The sequence below is a fragment of the Sphingomonas sp. LC-1 genome, assembly GCF_025371035.1.
Lineage (GTDB): Bacteria > Pseudomonadota > Alphaproteobacteria > Sphingomonadales > Sphingomonadaceae > Sphingomonas > Sphingomonas sanguinis_E.
In genome coordinates this window covers 101811-119705 of sequence record NZ_JANZXB010000009.1, presented here as the reverse complement: position 1 = coordinate 119705, position 17895 = coordinate 101811, and the positions used below count along the sequence as shown (strand labels likewise).

Genomic DNA, 17895 nt, shown 5'->3' with positions numbered 1-17895 from the left:
GGGGATCGTCGGCGTGAACGCTTCGCTTACCCTTTCGGGGGTAGAGCGGGCGCCATGTCCACCCGCCAAACCGTGTCCACCGATGAAGCATCCGCCGCCGGCCTGATGCCGGTGGTGCGCGGATGCCGTCCGCATCTTTTGGCGGCGGCGGCCTTTTCGGGGCTGATCAACCTCCTCAACCTCGCGCCCTCGATCTTCATGCTCCAGGTCTATGACCGGGTGGTCCCGACGCGGGGGGTGCCGACGCTGGCGCTACTGACGCTGATCCTGGTCGCGGCGCTGGCGGTCTATGCGATTCTCGACGCGGTGCGCATGCGGCTGCTGTTGCGGGCGAGCATCCGGCTGGAGCGGCGGCTGGCCCCGACGATCCTGCTGCGCATCCTGGGGTCGCCCAGCGGCTCGCCCGCGGAGCGCGCGCAGGCGATGCGCGATTTCGACACGGTGCGCTCGACCCTGACCGGTGCGCCGGTCATCGCGCTGTTCGATGCGCCATGGGCCCCGATCTACATCCTGATCGCCTTTCTGCTGCATCCCTGGATCGGCGTGCTGACCCTGGTCAGCGCGCTGCTGCTCGGCGGTATCGCCATCGCCAGCGAGCGCGTGACAGAAGCTGCCGTCGCCAGCCTTCGTGGCCGCACCGCGCTGGCGCAGCGGGAGCAGGACGCCTCGATCCTAGCCTCCGACGTGGCGCAGGCGTTGGGGATGCGCGACGCGCTCGTCACGCGCCATCTGCTGGAACGCGCCGATCTGGCGCGGCGGCAGGCGGCGCTGTCGGGCAGGTCGGGCCAGTTCCTGGCGGTCACCAAATTCCTGCGCCAGTTGCTGCAATCGCTGGCGCTGGCGCTGGGGGCCTGGCTGGCGGTTCGGCAGGAGATTTCGGGCGGCGCGATCTTCGCCGCCTCGCTGCTGCTGGGTCGCGCGCTGCAGCCGGTTGAACAGATACTCGGCGCGATCAAACCGCTGACCGCGGCGCGTCAGGCCTGGCGCTCGCTCGACGCCTTTTGCCGCCGTCCCGGACCGGAACGGACGACCACCACCCTGCCCGCCCCCAAGGGTCGGATCGAGGTGCGCGCGCTGGAGGTAAAGGCCCCCGGCAGCGATCGCGCCATCCTGTCCGACATCAATTTCACCGTGAACCCCGGCGAGGTGATCGCGCTGGTCGGGCCCAGCGGCGCGGGCAAATCGACGCTGCTGCGCGTGCTGGCGGGGGCGATGCCCCCCGATTCGGGCGAGGTGCGGATCGACGGCGCGTCGCTGTCCGACTGGAATCGCGAGCAACTGGGCCGCCATCTGGGCTTCATGCCCCAGGCCCCGACGCTGTTCCCCGCCACGGTCCACACCAATATCGCGCGTTTCCGCAGCGTCCTGGACGGCGAAAGCGAGGCGCTGGATGCCCAGGTCGTCGCCGCCGCGCAGGAAGCGGGGGCGCATGACGTCATATTGGGCCTGCCGCAGGGCTATGCCACCATGCTGGATCGCGGCGAAGCAGACCTGTCGGCGGGACAGGGACAGGCGATCGCGCTGGCCCGCGCGTTGTTCGGACAGCCCAGCCTGCTGTTCCTCGACGAACCCAACGCCCATCTCGACAGCGATGGCGAGGCGCGGCTGGCGCAGACGCTCCAGTCGCTGCGCGCGCGCAACGCGACCGTGATCGTGTCCACCCACCGTACCGGCCTGCTCCAGACGGTCGACAAGGTGCTGTTGCTGCGCGGCGGCAAGGTGCATTTGTTCGACGACCGCGCCAAGGTGATCCGCCAGCAGACCCCCTCTCCGTCCCGGGACGACATCGTCACCGCCGGAGGAGTACGATGACCGCCGCGGCCCGCGCGCATCTGGCCGAGCGGCTGTACCTGGACGATTCGCCGCGCAGCGCGATCCGGGTCGGCGTGCTGGTCGCGATCCTGTTCTTCGTCGTCGGGCTGGGCTGGGCGGCGTTCGCGCGGCTCGACGCCGCCGCCGCTGGCGAGGGGCAGGTGACGGTATCGGGCAATCGCCGCACGGTGCAGCACCGCGACGGCGGCATCGTGAAGGCGATGATGGTCCGCGACGGCGACCATGTCCGCGCCGGGCAGATTCTGTTCCGCCTGGAAGGGGCCGAGGTCGCCGCCAGCGAGCGCGCGCTGGCCGCCAGCGTCATCGATCTTCAGGCCCAGCGGGCCCGGCTGGAGGCTGAGGTGGCGGGACATGCGATCGTCTGGCCCGCCGATTTCGCACGCGCCACGGGCGACGACCGCCGCCTGATCGCGCGGGCGCAGAGCCTGCAACTGGCGCAGATGCGCAGCCGCTCCGCCGCGCTCGCCGCCGGGGATCAGGTGCTTCGCCAGCAGGCGGCCGAAGCGAGTCGCCAGACCTCCGGCTTCGACGCCCAGGCACAGGCCAGCGCCCGCCAGCGCGCCAGCCTGGCCCAGCAACTGGAAAGCACCCGGCGGCTGGCGGACGAAGGCTATGTCTCGCGCAACACGGTCCGCGCGATCGAGCGGTCGATCCAGCAACTCGAAGGAGCGGACGCAGATTATAGTTCCCGCTCCGCCGCCGCACGCGAGCAGATCGGCCAGAGCCGTGCCCAGATCGTCCAGACCCGCCGCCATCAGGTGGAGGAAGCCGCCGGCTCGCTGCGCGACACCCAGTTCCAGTTGAACGAGATGCTGCCCAAATGGGCCGCCGCGCGCGAACAGCTGGCGCGGACCGAGATCCGCGCGCCGGTATCGGGCCGGGTGGTCGGCCTGCGGGTCTTCACCGTGGGCGGCGTCATCCAGGCCGGTCAGCCGATCCTCGACATCGTGCCCGATGCCGCGCCCCTGATCGTCCGCGCCAATTTCGCGCCGGGCGACATTGACGGCGTCGTCGCGGGACGGCCCGCCGAGGTGAAATTCCTGTCGCTGCACGACCGGGGGCTGCCGATCCTGACGGGCAGGGTCCATTCCGTCTCCGCCGATGCGTTGCGCGACGAAGCCTCGGGTCGCAGCTATTTCAGTGCGGAGATCGCGGTGCCGCACGACCAGATTGCACGGATCGCGGCGGTGCGCGGCGGCGATACCGGTATCCGGGCGGGCGTCCCGGTCGCGGTCATGGTGCCGCTGCGCAAGCGGACCGCGCTGCAATATCTGTTCGATCCGCTGACCGAAGCCTTTTCGCGGTCCTTCCATGAACGCTAGGTCCCGTCTCGCCCTGTTGCCGCTCGTCGCGCTGGCGGCCGCGCCCGTGGCGGCGCAGGAGCTGTACGATCCCGACACGCTCGACCGCGCGATCGCCGATGCCTATCGCACCAACCCGACGCTGGAGGCGGGACGGGCACAGCTTCGCGTGCTCGACGAACAGATCGTCCAGGCGGGCTCCCCCTATCGGCTGACCGTCGGGGTCAACGTCAATCTACAGTATCGCCAGCAGGACCAGCGCAACATCCTGGACCAGTTCGGCACCGTGCGCGCGCGGACGATGGGCGCGACCATTTCCGCCTCGCAGATCCTGCTGAACGGCGGGCGCACCGCCGCGCAGGTCTCCGCCGCCGAGGCGACGGTGCTCGCCGGGCGCGAGCGTTTGCGCGAGACGGAGAATGCGATCCTGCTGGCGGTGGTCGATGCCTTCTCGTCCGTCCTGCGCGACCAGGCGCTGGTCGCGATCCAGACGCGCTCGCTCGACAGCTATGGCCGGCAGGTCGATCAGGCCGTCGCGCGCGAGCGCGGCGGCGACCTGACCCGCACCGACATCGCCCAGGCGCAGGCACAGCGCGAGATCATCGCAGCGCAACTGGCCCAGGCCCAGGCCAATCTCCAGGCTAGCCGCGCGCGCTTCGCCGCGCTGGTCGGGCGCAATCCGGGTCGCCTTGCCCCGCCGCCGCGCCTGCCGGGGATGCCCGTTTCGCTGGAATCGGCCTTTCAGATCGCCGAGAAGGAAAGTCCCGCCATCTGGCAGGCGACGATGGCCGCACGCGCCGGGGACGCGCGCATCGCGGCGCAGCGGGCGGAACGCGCGCCCATCGTCGCGCTGACCGGCGGCTATGGCTATACCAGTCCCTATTCCTATCAGGTGCGCGACATGGGCGGCCAGGCGAGCGGAGGGCTGAGCGTCACCATGCCGCTGCTCGCCGGAGGGCTGATCGGATCGCGCATCCGGGCCGCCGTCGCCGAACGCCAGCAACTGGGCTTCGAGGCGGAGGGGACACGGCGACAGGCACTTGCCGATGTGCAGGAAAGCTGGAACCAGGCGGTCGCCGCCACCGAACAACAGGATTCGGGCCTGCGCGCCACCGAAGCGGCCGAAGCCGCGCTGACCGGCGTGCGGCGGGGGTTCCAGGAGGGGTTCCGGTCGAATTTCGAAGTGCTGGATTCCGAACAACGCCTGCTCAACGCCCAGATCGTGGCGACCAATGCGCGCTATTCAGGCTATGTCGCACAGGCCCGGCTGCTGGCGACGCTCGGGCGTTTGCAGGCCGGGATCATCGAGGCGGGCGTGCCCGTCTATGACGCGTCCGCCAATATCCGTCAGGTGCGCAAGCAGGTGTTCGGGCCATTCGACCCGCTGCTCGCACCGATCGACCGCGCGTCACGCCCCGATGCAACGGCGCGTCCCGCCCCCGTTCTGGCAACGGCGGCGGCCCCCGCACTCCGCGACACGGCCACGCCCGCCGTCACGGGGCCGCTCGGCACCGCCCTGCCCGTCGCACCGATCCCGAAACTGCCCATGCCGTCCTTCGCCGAATTGAGCGACACGGTGGTGACCGGCGGCTCACGCTAGGTCACGGAGCCGATCCCGCACCACTCAGGGTGAGAGGTTGGGCTATGTGCCCACCCCGCCCAGGCCGGACAGGATCACCCCCGCGCCGCCAATTCCCCATAGAGCCGCCGATACGCCCCGATGATCGTCGGGTGGTCGTAGTCGCGCTTCACCCGCTCGCGCATCGTTTCGCCCATCCGGTCGCGCAGGGCCGGGTCGTCCAGGATCTGCCGGATCGCCGCGGCGGTGGCGGCCGGGTTGACCAATGGCGTGACGATTCCACCATGGCCGCTGTCCGATCCGCCGCGCCCCTCGATCATCTCGCGGCAACTGCCGACATCGGGGGCGACGACGGGGATGCCGCATGCTCCCCCTTCCAGGATCACCAGCGGCTGCGCCTCGGACAGGCTGGTCAGGACGAGCAGGTCGATCCGCGCCATCCAGTCCTCGATCCGCACCCGCCCCTCGAACGACAGCGCATCCCCCAGCCCCAGCTCGGCGACCAGCGCCGCGCATTCGGCGGCATATTCCGGGTCTTCGTCCTCGGGCCCCAGCACCACGAAGCGGATGTCGGGCCGCGCGTCATGGACGATCGCGGCGGCGCGGATATAGGTCTTCACGTCCTTGATCGGCACCACCCGCCCGAGCAGCGCCACCACCGGCCGCGCCGGATCGCGCGCGTCGGCCAGATGCGCGAAGCGGTGCACGTCGACCCCATTGGGGATCGCCCGCACCCGGTCCGGCTTCGCGCCCAGCCGCCGCTGCACCGCGTTATTCTCGCCATATAGGGCGACGATCGGGTCGCAGGCGTCGTAACAGGCCTCGGCATAGCTGGTGAAAGCGCGCACCCATAGGTCGCGCAGATCGCGCACGCTTCGCTCCATCTGAAGCCCGGTATCGATCTGGTCGCCGATCCATTCGGCCATCATCACCTCGATCTGGCGTTCAAGCAGATAGATGCCATGTTCGGTGATGAAGGCGGGCCGCCCGGTCTGGTGCCGTGCCCGTGCCGCGAGCAGCCCGGCAAAGCCGGTCGAGATGGTGTGATACACCCGCGCGCGCGGCAAAGGCGCGGTCAGCACCGCCAGCAACCCGCCCAGCAGCGTGCGCATCGCCCAGAAATAATGGTGGAAGGACGCACGCGGCAGGATCGCGCGATAATGGCGCTGCAACCGCTGAAAGGTCGCCGGATGCGCCAATATGTCGCCCGGCGCGGGCATGGGATCGAGCCCGGCGAACAGGTCGAGCAGCGTGGCGATCGCCTCCTGCCGCCCGGTGGCGACGAAGACCATCAGTGCGTCGGCGATCCGCACGGCCACCGCCTCGGGGATGCGACGAGGCGCGCTGGCGGCGGGGGCGAGGCCGATCTCGGTGATCGCCACCACATTGGGCGGCGGGGCGATGCGAAAGGGCAGTTCGGCGGGGCTCGGCTTGATTGCGGCGATGGCGAAGCGGATGTCGGGCAGGTTGGCGATCAGATCCTGAAGCCAGCCCGACACGCCCCCGATGACATAGGGATAGGCGCCCTCGACGATCAGGCAGACATCGGCCTCGACCTCGCCATGCGGCGCCGCATTCATCGCACCGCCTCGGCCCGCCACCATGGTGCCATGTCGTCCTCATCCTCCGGGCCGGAAGATGCCGCATGGATCCGGTCGATCGCGGCATAGTCGCGCGCGCGCCAGGCCGCCTCGACCGCCAGTCGCGCCGCCTCCTGGCCCAGGCCCTGCCGCTCGAGCAGGCGCGCCGCATCGTCGCGCAGCTTCTGGCGCTGCGTATCGGACAGCAGGTGATTGGCGCGGCCATGCTCGGCCAGCAAATGCCCCAATATCTCGGCCGCGGCCTCATCCCCGGTGGCGATCCGCGCCTCCAGCGCGGCGCGTTGCTCCGCCAGATTCTGGGTGATCCGGGCGGAGGCGGCGGCGGCCAGCGCGCGGATCGTCTGGTCCGGATCGTCGAGCATCCGTGCGACCAACGGCGACAGGCCCGGCTCGAAGGCGCGCACCACGGTTTCCAGCGCGCGCCGGCGGGCCGCGACCGATCCGTGGCGGAGGACCGCGACCAGCGAGTCCAGCCCCTCCGGCGCGGGATAATGCACCCGCCCATCGAGCAGCCGCGCCATTTCCAGCGCGGCTCCCTTGCGCCGCGCCCCGTGGCGCTCCGTTCCCGCCACGGGGTCGAACGGCGTCCGCGCCGCCCGGCGATCGGCGATCCGCCCCAGCTTCTGTCCCAGCATGACGCCGACCGGCCCCGCCAGTCCCAGAACCGCCGCCGCGAAACCGCCATGGGGATCGGATCGCAGCCAGATGACGCAGGTCCACAGGGTCAGCGCCGCATGGCCCAGCAAGGCCGCCGCCACGCCAAGCCCGCCCTGAAGCGACACGGCGATCCAGCCCAGGTCGAGAATGGCGAGCGCCGTGTAGCGCGCGGTCATGCGACCCGCCCCGCCGGATGATCCTCGCCCCGCGTCGTGCGGACGGCTCGCAAGCCGCCCTGCCCCTGGTCGAACACCAAGGGACCCAGCCAGCCGGCGATTTCGGCGAGTTCCGCGATGCGGTGCGCGTTGAACGCCTCGATCGGAATGGAATGGAACAGCAAAAGGCCCCGCACCGCCCCGGCGGCATCGGCCAGCGGCACTGCCGCGACGCCCAGCCCCGCCAGCCATTCGCGGTCCGATCGCCGCGCGACATGGCGGATGCCCGGCCTGTCGGCCAGCCCCTCCGTCATCGCCGGCGGCAACGTGTCGGGACGGCCCAGGCTATGCCCCTGCACCCCCCGGCCACGCAGCCAGCCATGCGCCCCGTCGGGGCCCAGGCGATAACAGGTGAAGTCGTCGCTCGATGCCGCCAGTTCGATCAGCTCCGCGATCGCCGCGTGACGCCCGGCGGGATCGACGGCGCTCAGTCGGGTCGCGATCGCCACGACATGGCCCATGGTCCGGGGGTCGGTCGCCACGCGGCGTTGCAGGATGCGGTTGGTACGGGTCAGCCGGTCATGCGCATCGGCCATCCGCCCCATGTCGCGGACAGCCTGGGTCGCGCGCCGCACGGCCCGGGCCAGCCGCCGCTGACGCAGCAACGTCACCTCGCCGATCGTCACCGCCGCGACGCCCCAGAGCAGCGGCGGCAGGGACAGGTGAAGCAGCGTGTCGAGATAGTCCCTATCCTGCCCATCGCCATGCGCCGCGACCAGCCAAAAGGCGGATGCGATCGCCGCCGCGACCACCCCCGGCCCGGTGCCATAGACCAGCGCCATGACCAGAACCGGCATCCAATAGGGGCTGGGACGGACATCGGCGAAACCCGTGCCACCGGTCAGGCCGTGGTCGATCGCCGCCAACAGGCCGAACAGGATCGCGATCTCCAGGGCGATCCGCACGCCGCGTCGCCAGTTACGCGGCGGCTTGACCTGGGATGGTGGCGCCTCCTGCATCACAGCCCGCCCAGACTGCGCGTCAGGACGGCGCGGCCGAACAGCTGCTGACCCGAAAAGCCCGGACGGCTGATCGAGGTCAGGCCGCCCGATGCCTCGACGCGCCACATCAGTCCGATGGGTGCCGCCACCGCCAGGCTGGCATTGGGGCCATCGCCGCCGAACCGGTCGACCGTCCATCCGGCCAGCCCGGTCAATTGAACCGAGCCCACCGCCTCGCCCAGCATCGCCTGGACGGTGTGATTCTCGCGATCCGCCAGCGCGATCAGCGGATTGCCGTCCCGGTCGAGCGCGGTACGGCGGACATATTCGGCCTCCATCCGGTAGCTCAACCCGAGCAGCGGATAGCGCCGCCGGATCAGATATTCGATTCCGGCGGCCAGCGTGATCGTGTCGGTTGCCCCGCGCTCCCCCGCCAGGCCATAGCGATTGACGCCCAGATCCGCCTGCCCGACCAGCCCGGAGTTGATCCGATACACCCCGCCCAGTGCGGCGCGGGAAAGATAGCCGCCCGCCAGCACCTGCGCCGGGGCGGCATAATCGGGCATGTGACGGGTCAGGCCGACCTGCAACTGCGCCTCGGCGGGGCCATAGGTGATCCGCGCGCCGCCGCCGGTCACGCCATCGTCCAGCGCGGCGGAGGCGATCAGTGACAGTCGCACCGAATCGCTCAGCGCCACGCCCAGCCCGGCCTCAACGACCGACGCCGCCGCCTCACGCCGCCCGGCGGAGCCATCGACCCGGCTGACGAGGTGACGGGCCGCCGCCTGGACGGCCACCCTATCCGCCACCGGTGCCTCGACCCGGACGCTGGCCTCCAACTGGCCCAGATCGCCGCCTTCACGCGCGACGATCCCGGCACTGGCGGTGCCGCCCGATGCCGCGATCACGCGACGCGCCGCCGGATCGTTCGCCCCGACATCCCGATAGGCGCGCGCCGCGCCCGCCACGTCGCCGTCCAACGCCCGTGCATCGCCGAGCAATCGCCGCGCGCGCCGGTCCGCCGGATCGCTGGCGAGTAGCGCCTGCGCCTCGCGACGGCCGCGCCCCGGATAACCCGCGGCGAGATCCGCCTCGATCATGGTGCGTGCCAGTTCTCGCCTCGGCTCCGTCCCGTTGCCTTCCGAACCGGTGGCGGCAATGGTGGCCGGGCGGAAATCGACCGTCAGCATCGTGCCGACGGTCCGCGCATCCATGCTCCATCCGATCGCAGGGCGCAGCACGAGGCTGACATCATTCCAGCGAAGCTCGCCGATCGCCGCCCCTGCCAGATCGCGGAACAGGGCGATCGCGTCCTCGGTCGGCGGGCGATCGAAGGTGACGATCAACTCCCCTTCGTGCCGATCGAGCGACAACAGGGTGCCGCCCGGCCAGATCAGACGCGGTTCGCCCGATGCGACGATCCGGCGGTCGATGAAGACCGTGTCGGGCACCACCAGTTGCGCCGCGCCCGCCACGGAAGGATCGACCGCGATCATGGCGTCAGCACCGCGCGGGCGCGCCCCGGCTGGCCTGAGGCGATCAGCAACCGCGCCTGCAACGCCGCCAGTTCGGGATCGCGCGGCGATTCCCGGCGTAGCGTGCTCACCAGTTCCAGCGCCTCGGCCTGCCGCCCCAGCCGGTCGAGCAACTCGGCACGGGTCCGTCCACCCGGCGGCGCCTGAAGAAGCGCCCGCTCGAGCCAGGGCCGCGCCGCCGCCGCGCCGCCCAATCGCGCCTGCGCATCCGCCATCAGGCGCAGCGCGGGCAGGTCGGCGGGGGCCGCGACCAGATATTCGCGCAGCCAGTCCCGCGTCCGGGCCGCATTGCCCGCATTCCATGCCGCCCAGGCCAGATCGAGCCGATCGCGTGGCCCCGCCACCCCGGCGGCGACCCGGCGCTCGGCCAGGGCCCGGCTCTGCGCGGGATCGAGACCGTCGGCCAGGGCGGTCATCCGACGCAACAGCCCCGACTCCAGCGACCGCCCGTCGAGCAGGGCCGCCATCGCCTGCCGCGCACCGCCCCGATCACCCGCCGCCTGCGCCAGTTGCAGGCGCAGCAGCAACGTCTCGGTCCTGTCCGCCAGCGGATGCCGCTGGACGAAGGCGAGGGCCGCACCCGGCGCCTCGCGCTCGGCATAGGCGGACAACCAGCGGGCCTGTTCGGACGGCGCGCCGGACAGGGCCTGCTGCCGCAACCATTCGCGGTCCGCCGCCGCCGGGCGCGGACCCATCAGATAGAGCAGCCGCTGGCTGACCGACGCGGTCGCGGGCTGCCCGCTCGCCGCGCGACGCAGCAGCGCGATGGCATCGTCGCGCGCGCCGAGCACCAGCAGCTGTTCGGCCAATGGGGGCAGCACCGCGCCCGGCCGCTCGGCCCGGGCGAGCAGCCATCGCCGCATCCCCTCCCGATCGCCGGTGCGGGTCATCAACTGGGCTTGCGCCGCGTCCCTCTCGTCGTCGGGCAGGCCAGTGATCGCCCGCAGGGCGGCGGCGCTGTCCCCCTGGCGCAGCGCGATGCGCAGGGCCAGCCAAGGGTCGACCGCGCGCCAGTCGGCGGCAGGCGTATGATCGAGTCGCGCGATCCAGTCGAACCGCTGCTTCGCCTCCGCCCGCTGGGCCAGGTCGCGAGCCAGTTTGACATCGGGAGGGGGAATCGCGCCGGACGCCGCCGCCGCAATGACGAGGTCGGGGCGATCGAGCGCATAGCCCGCCGCGACGATGGCGGACGGGGCCACGCCGCCCGGCCGCCGGACGGCTTGCTCCAGCAGCGCCTCGGCCTGGGCGCGACGGCCCAGCTTGCGCAGGGTTTCGACCCGGAGCGGCCATGTCGCGGGCGTAGCGCCGTCGGGCATCGCCGCCAGATAGTCGAGCGCCACCGCCGGCCGGTTCGCCGCGACCAAGTCATAGGCGACCTGCAGGCTGGCGACCGTTACGCCCTGCCCGGCAAGCGTGCGGGTCAGCGCGGCCAGCGTACCGGCGTCTGCGGTGTTCAGCACGGCGGTGAGATCGGGATGCGTGGGCGCGCGCGACGGACTCGCGACCGGCACCGCAGGAGACGATGGCACCGCCAAGGTCGCCGCGACCGGCGCGGTCGCGCGTCGTCCGGCCTGCTCCACCTCACGCGTGCTGGGCATCAGGAACAGGCCGAGCGCCAGCACCGCGCCCCCCGCTCCCACAGGCAGCGCGATCGCCATCCAGCGCTTCGAGCCGGTGCGCGTCATCCCGCGGGCTCCGCCACCAGATGGTCGAGCGCTAACGTCGCGACATAGGGGTGGAAACCCGCCGCCCGCTCCCGCGCATAGAGTGCCGCGACCGATCGCCGATCGCCGGGATCCCAATAATCCAGCGTGGTCAGCGACAGGCGGGGGTTGCGGACCCGGGCTGCGCGCAGCCGCTCGGCCTGCCACTGCCAGTCGCTGTCGGACAGCATCTCATACCGCTTCTGCGTGAAGCTCCAACGCGAGGCCATCGATTCACCCAGCAGATAATCGATATGCGGCGCGGCCTCGGGCAAGGCGGCATAGCCCCGGTTGAGCATCAGCGAGATGGCGGGAAACCGCGCGCGCAGGGCCGCGACCAGCGCGGCACCGGCGGCCACCATGCCCTTGTTCTGCTTCGGGTTCTGTCGCTCCATCGCCTCGGCGTTATCGAGCGTATCCATGAAGATTCCGTCATAGCCGAGCGCCAGGATCGCGGGCACCGCCTGTTCGATCAGGATCCGGGTCCATTCGGGATGGCGCAGGTCGACATGGCGCGCATCGGGCCAGTTGGGATTGGGTGCACGCAACGCCCCCGCCCGGTCGAGCGCGGCGAAATAGCGTCGGCTGTGCTCGACTTCACCCAGGCTGACATAGCCGAGCAGGCGGCTCCCGGGCCCCCGCAGCGGTGCGATCGGCCGGGCGTGATGCGGCTCCAACACCAGCAGCTCGAATCGCCGCGCCAGTGCCGGGTCGGTCGCCGCGCCATAATCGACGCCCCAGTTCCAGGCGCCGCTTTCCTCCGCCATCCCGTGCCGCGACGCCACCGCGAGCCCCAGCGCGCCCGCCCCCAGCCCCAGGATAGTGCGGCGTCCCATCATCTCACCCGTCATGCCCAACGCCCTTCCCGCCCGACCACGGCGGGGTTGTTTCCGACGAACAGCAGATAGACCAGGCGGATCGTCGCATCGGCGACCAGGGCGATCCCGACCGAGGCCGCGACCACCGCCCCCGCCATATAGCCCCAGCCGAACGCCGCCGATCCGGCATCCCATTGCAGCCAGACCGCCAGGGCGCTCGCCACCGCAAAGCTCGCCCAGATCAGCACGATCCGCGCGAACAGGTCGTAATAGGACAGGACGATGGTCGCCCCGATCGCCACCAGATGGAACACCGCCCCCGCCGCGCTGTGGCGAAAGGCGAAGATGCCACGCGGATCGGCGCCGATCAGCTCGAACAACGGCACCGCCAAGACCCAGGCCAGCGCCGCGACCAGCGCCTGCATCAGCACCAGCAGCCGCAGACCGTCGAACAATGTCTCGATCAGTTCGCCGCGCGCCTCCTCGATCCGGGCGAGCGTCGAGGTGCCGGTGCAGCGCGCCATCACATTGTCGAAACCCCGGTCGAACCGCGTCTCGCTGACGATCAGGAGCAGGGTCAGACCGGGCACCATGGTCAGCAGGCCCAGGAAGCTGCCCGCATCGTTGATCGGGTTGAGCCGCAACCGCCCCAGCGCCGCGATGCTGCCCGGCCCGCTCCAGAGCAACCATTTGTCGATCCAGATCGCCACCGCCCCCGCCAGCCCGGCGGCCGCGACGATCAGCGCCAGCCGCCAGCCGATCAGGTCGCGCGACGGCAGGACCGGCGATGCGGTGAAATAGCGGTGGAGGATCACCAGGATCGCACCCAAGGTCACGCCCACGCCCCCGGTCACCGCCGCCAGCACCAGCGTCCCGCCCGGATGCCGCAACAGCATCAGCGCCACCGCCGCCACCGCGATCCCGATCAGATAGGCGACCGGCACCGCACGGTATCGCCGCAACGCGGTCAGCATCGGCGAGGCGATCCAAATCTGAGTCAGCCAGCCGAGCAACAGGCTGGCAAGCCCTGCGCGGACGAAGGGCAGTCCGGCCAGCCCGCCGAACACCACCGCCCCCATGACCAGCGCAAGCCCCCCACCCGCCACCATTGCGACCAGCAGGATACCCGGCACGCCGCCCGCATCGCGCGCGAACAGCCGGTCCGCCGCCAGCCGGGTCGCCAGGATCGCGATCGGTCCCGCGATCAGCGCCGACAGGCTGAAACCATAGATCAGGACGGTGCGCACCATGGCCGCCTCGCCCGCGCCGATCGCGCCGGGGGCCCAATGGTGAAGCAGGATCATCGCGATCGCGGTGATCAGCCAGGGGCCGGAACTGATCAGCGCACCGTGAAGGGCGGCGCCGGCGATACCGCCGACACCGCCCTCGCGTGCCATCTTGGCCAGTTGGAACCCGATACCCGCCATGATGGCGGTCCTAACCGCCAATTATAAATAAAAATCGTTCGCGGTCAGATTGTGGTGGCCGAGCAGCGCCACGGAAAAATCGGCCAGCCCCAGCGCGTCGGTATTGCCCTCGACGACGGTATATTCCTTGCCGCCGATCATCTGATAGCTGAAGCGCAACTGCCCCGCGCCGGTGAACCGGGCGCCGGCCGTATTCAGGAAGGTGAAGGCCTGATCGCCGCGCGCGAAGAGCGAGGTGTTGGCGTCGATCGCCGACAGGTCGATTTTGTCCTCGCCCGACCGGAAGTCCGTGATGACATCGCGCAGCGACGAGGCCGGGCTGTCCAGCGTCGATTCGAAGCGGAACACATCCTTGCCCGCGCCGCCGGTCAGGATGTCACGGCCCCAGCCACCGATCAACACATCATTGCCGTCGCCGCCGTTCAGCGTGTCGTCGCCCCACCCACCGATCAGCCGGTCGTTGCCGCCCAGGCCGTTCAGCACGTCATTGCCCCAGCCGCCGTCGAGCACGTCCTGCTCGCCGGTGCCGTTGATCGTATCGCCGAAGATGGTGCCGGTCTTGGTGATGCCAATCACATCGGTCACGCCGATCGACAGCGTCTGGGTGTCGATCGCGCCCTTGGCGTCGGTGGCGATCACGGTGACGTCATAAAGATTGTCGCGATTGGCGTCGGTCGGATTCTCATAATCCGGCGCGGCAATGAACTTGAGCACGCCGCTGGTCGCATCGATCGTGAAGGCCGCGCCGTCACCGCCCTGCGCGATCGAATAGTGGATCGAGTCGCCCAGCGCGATATCGGGGTCGGTCGCGGCGATCGTGGTCACCGCCATACCATTCTCCGCGATCGTCATGCGGCCGCTATCCGCACCGCCAAAGGAGGTGATGGTCGGGCCGCTATTGGCGACATGGCCGATCGACACGTCATGCTGGCCGATCGCGCCGATGTCGAGGGTCAGGATTTCACCCACCAGGCTGGTGACCGCGGCACCCTTCACGGTGGTCCAGTCGGTGCCCGGCGCCTTCAGGTCGACCACGACCTTGCCCTCGCCCTCGACCGAGAAGCTCAGGTCGCGCCCGTCGCCGCTCAGCGAGATCAGCGAGGCGCGCATCGGCAGGTCGGTGATGTGGGTCACATCGTCCGCCGCCTGGCCCATGGTGATGGTATAGGTGCCGCCCGCCTTGGGCAGGAAGACCTTGTTCGCGTCATAGGCGTACCAGCCCGCGACGCTCTTGATGACCTGTCCCGCCTTCTGCCCGTCGACATCGAGCGCGAAGGTCCCGAGCGCCTCCGCCGACGACACATTGGCGGTGATCGTATCGCCCGACACGGTCGTCGTGATCGACGCCTTGTGAAAGGCCGAGATGCGGCTGGCGAGGTCCGCCAGCGTCACGAATTCGACGCCCGCCGCCGCCGCCTTGGCGATGAAGTTGGTGAACATCGCAGTGACATAGGGACTCTGGGTCGCGTCGCCCGTCCACATGGCGGGGCCGTAATCATGCCATGGCCAGACGATGACGGGCGCATCGGCATGCGCGGTCAGCGTCGCCAGTTCCCTGGCCCATTCCGCCTCCGCCTCGGCAACCGTCTTCTTCTGGAACTCGATCAGCGAGAAGTCGAACATGGTGTTGGGCGCCAGATAGACCTTGCCGTCCGCCGCATTGTCCGGGGTCATATAACCAAAGGCGTTGGGATAGCCCGCCCCGACACCGGTATAGCCGCCCGACAGATAGGAGACGTACTTCAGGATTTCCTGGCTGGTCGCGATGGTCTCCGGCGCTCCGGGCACCGCCGCGCCGCCCAACGATACCTGACGGCCCAGATAGGCGCTCATCTGCTTTTCCAGCTCGGCACGCTCCGCCCCGAATTCATAGGCGATCTGATCGGGCGTCAGGACATTGGTGTCCTCGGGATGGGTATAGCTGTGCAGGCCGATCTCGTTGCCCGCCGCCATCATCTTCGCATAGATCGGCGCCGAGACCGACCAGTCGGTCGAACGCTGCTGCGACGGGTCGTTGCCGATATTGACGTAATAGCTGCCGACGAAATTGTAGAGCGTCTTCCACTGGTCGAGGATGGGCAGCAGCTTGGTATAGATGCCGGCCGAGCCGTCCTCGGGCTTTACCTCGTCCGAATATTGGCTCTGGTCCATATCGACGCGGGACGCGAACAGGCCGGTGTCACGGGTCATCTGGAGCCCGACGCGAAGGCCCCCGGTGCTGGCCGAGCCATGGACCGAATAGTCGATCGCCTTTTGCAGCAGATTGTCGTCGGCCATCGCCGCTTCGGTCGAGAAGATGACGTTGCGGCCGCCGGTCTTCGTCGCGATGGCGGCGGCATATTCCTGGCCATTGACGGTCTGGGTCGCGATCGTCTCTCCGGTGCCGCTGACGCTGGTGAAGGCGTTCCAGCCAACGCCCTTATAGTCGCGGATCGTCTCGCCGGTGGTATAACCGTCGAGGACGCTGTGATTGGCGTCCGCCGCCTTGATCGTCACGTCGGCGGGCCAGCCGCCGGTCACGCGGGTCGCGTCGAACAACAGCTTCATCCGCGCATAGCTGTCACCCGCCAGCGCACTGCCGTCGGCGGCGTTGGTCATGAACTCGCCCGCGGCGATCAGGCCGATGCCGAACTGCTTGGTCGCCTGTTCCAGCGTATGGGCGATCTCGTCCGCCTTGTCCGCCTGGACGTTGCGGAACGACGGGAAGACGATCGAGTCGTACTTGGCCAGCGTCGACAGGTTGGTCAGGTCGTCTTCGGTGATGATGTCGAAGGGCGTGCCCGCCTGCATCGCCTGGCTCTGCGCCGCCATGAACAGCTGCGAATAGGCGGTCTTGCTGAAATAGGCATTGGCCGTCGTCTCGGACCAGACGATGGCGATGCGGTGGGCCGGGTCGGCGGTGATGCCGGTGTCATTGAAGACGGTGAACGGCTTGGCCGAATAATTGCCCGGCAAGAACACCTGGTCGTTGACGTCGTAGAGGGTGTCGATCGCCTGCGGATTGCCGATAGCCGCCTTGGGCACGCGGAACTCCACCGTCTGGCGATCCGCCGACCAGGCCGCCTGTAGATTGGCCTGCACCAGCGTCTCGCCCGCCCCGCCCGTGTAGAGCGAGACGGTGCCGTCGGCGTTGAAGTTGACGTTATATTCCGCGCCGCCCGCAAAGCCGAACACTTGGTATCCGGTCGAAGCGTTGCGATCGGTGTTGAACCAGGCGGTGGTGTTCGCCCCGATCGCCATCGGCGCGGTCATCGCGAAGACGAAATCGCTGCCGTCGCTTTTGGCATAGATGGAATAGCCCTCGCCCAGCCCCGTATCGATGCGGTCGACCGTGTTCCAGTCGGACAGATTGCCGTCGATCGTGATCGTGGTCGCCATGTTTCCCTCGTCGCCCCAGGGGCAGCATGACGAACCCGTGACGGGGCCTGCGCCTTTTCCCTGTTTTGCCGTGTGTTACGCATGACGTTTGGGTCATGCATCCACGGAGTCCGCGTTGCGCCGTCCCACTTGTTCCATCACGATACGACCGGGACGATCTTGCCACCCTGTTTCGGCTCGATAGGGCAATGCGGAGGCCTTTTGGAAAGCTGTCGATGAGTCTGCATCTGATTCTGGTCGAGGACGACGAAGACTATGCGCGGAGCCTGACGGCCGAACTGGCCGCGCTGGGCCACCGGGTGGAGCGGGTCGGCGACGGGCGGCTGGCGCTCGCCGCGCTCGACCGCGAGCAATATGATGCGGTGATCCTCGACCGGATGATGCCGCGGCTGGATGGACTGTCGGTGGTCGAAACGCTGCGCGCGCGCGGAATCACCGTGCCGGTCATCATGTTGACCGCGCTGTCTATGGCATCGGACAAGATCGACGGGCTGGAGGGGGGCGCCGACGACTATGTCGTCAAGCCCGTCGCCGCCGAGGAACTGAACGCCCGCATCCATGCGGTGATGCGCGGGCGGCGCTGGACGGTCAGCGAGACCGATACGATCCGCGCCGGCGACATCGTGGTCAGCCCGACCAGCTTTCGCGCTTGGCGCGGCGGGCATCCGATCACGCTGGCCAATCTGGAACTCAAGCTGCTGGCCGAACTGGCACGCCATGCCGGCGAAGTGCTGACCCGCGCAATGCTGATCGAGCGCGTCTGGGGCTATGATTTTGAGCCGGAGACCAACATCGTCGACGTCTATATCCGGCGGTTGCGCCTGAAATTGACCGAGGATGGCGGCGAGGATCCGATCGAGACGGTGCGCGGGATCGGTTATTCGCTGAAGCCATGATCGAACGGACG

12 protein-coding genes are annotated in these 17895 nt (G+C 69.4%); 4 read left to right on the top strand and 8 right to left on the bottom strand.

Translation table 11 applies throughout. The annotated features are described in order from the left end of the window. Nucleotides 1-54 precede the first annotated feature (54 nt). From NZL82_RS13695 to NZL82_RS13685, 3 genes are read left to right on the top strand one after another with little or no spacing between them, the layout of a single operon-like run. Complete coding sequence (locus NZL82_RS13695) at nt 55-1812, top strand: type I secretion system permease/ATPase (RefSeq protein WP_261270308.1); 1758 nt, start codon at nt 55-57, stop codon at nt 1810-1812. Further along, entirely contained in the window at nt 1809-3155 is a 1347-nt protein-coding gene (locus NZL82_RS13690; RefSeq protein ID WP_261270307.1) for an HlyD family type I secretion periplasmic adaptor subunit, read from the top strand. The genes NZL82_RS13695 and NZL82_RS13690 overlap by 4 nt, the downstream gene beginning before the upstream one ends. Further along, nucleotides 3145-4734, top strand: coding sequence for a TolC family outer membrane protein (locus tag NZL82_RS13685; protein ID WP_261270306.1), 1590 nt, complete (start codon nt 3145-3147; stop codon nt 4732-4734). Before NZL82_RS13690 ends, NZL82_RS13685 begins: the two co-directional genes overlap by 11 nt. A gap of 74 nt (nt 4735-4808) precedes the next feature. Here NZL82_RS13685 and pelF read toward each other — a convergent pair whose 3' ends face one another. The 8 genes from pelF to NZL82_RS19790 are packed head-to-tail and all read right to left on the bottom strand — an operon-like array spanning nt 4809 to nt 16988. After that, nucleotides 4809-6317, bottom strand: coding sequence for a GT4 family glycosyltransferase PelF (pelF, locus tag NZL82_RS13680; protein WP_261270305.1), 1509 nt, complete (start codon nt 6315-6317; stop codon nt 4809-4811). Next, nucleotides 6290-7147 (bottom strand): hypothetical protein, encoded by an 858-nt coding sequence (locus tag NZL82_RS13675; protein WP_261270304.1) that lies wholly within the window; start codon nt 7145-7147, stop codon nt 6290-6292. The genes pelF and NZL82_RS13675 overlap by 28 nt, the downstream gene beginning before the upstream one ends. Further along, nucleotides 7144-8091, bottom strand: a complete 948-nt coding sequence (locus NZL82_RS13670; protein WP_261270303.1) for a hypothetical protein — start codon at nt 8089-8091, stop codon at nt 7144-7146. Before NZL82_RS13670 ends, NZL82_RS13675 begins: the two co-directional genes overlap by 4 nt. A gap of 53 nt (nt 8092-8144) precedes the next feature. Next, nucleotides 8145-9623 carry a bacterial transcriptional activator domain-containing protein gene (locus NZL82_RS13665; RefSeq protein ID WP_261270302.1) on the bottom strand — a complete coding sequence of 493 codons (1479 nt, stop codon included), beginning with the start codon at nt 9621-9623 and terminating at the stop codon, nt 8145-8147. Further along, complete coding sequence (locus NZL82_RS13660) at nt 9620-11347, bottom strand: hypothetical protein (RefSeq protein WP_261270301.1); 1728 nt, start codon at nt 11345-11347, stop codon at nt 9620-9622. Before NZL82_RS13660 ends, NZL82_RS13665 begins: the two co-directional genes overlap by 4 nt. Then, nucleotides 11344-12216 (bottom strand): endo alpha-1,4 polygalactosaminidase, encoded by an 873-nt coding sequence (locus tag NZL82_RS13655; protein ID WP_261270300.1) that lies wholly within the window; start codon nt 12214-12216, stop codon nt 11344-11346. Before NZL82_RS13655 ends, NZL82_RS13660 begins: the two co-directional genes overlap by 4 nt. Then, on the bottom strand, nt 12213-13610 hold the full coding sequence (gene pelG, locus NZL82_RS13650; protein ID WP_261270299.1) for an exopolysaccharide Pel transporter PelG: 1398 nt from the start codon (nt 13608-13610) through the stop codon (nt 12213-12215). Before pelG ends, NZL82_RS13655 begins: the two co-directional genes overlap by 4 nt. Nucleotides 13611-13631: 21 nt before the next feature. After that, nucleotides 13632-16988, bottom strand: coding sequence for a M10 family metallopeptidase C-terminal domain-containing protein (locus NZL82_RS19790; RefSeq protein WP_314732893.1), 3357 nt, complete (start codon nt 16986-16988; stop codon nt 13632-13634). Nucleotides 16989-17203: 215 nt separating this feature from the next. On the opposite strand from NZL82_RS19790, the gene NZL82_RS13635 reads away from it, so the two are divergent. Continuing rightward, nucleotides 17204-17884, top strand: coding sequence for a response regulator transcription factor (locus NZL82_RS13635; protein ID WP_261270298.1), 681 nt, complete (start codon nt 17204-17206; stop codon nt 17882-17884). Nucleotides 17885-17895: the final 11 nt, after the last annotated feature.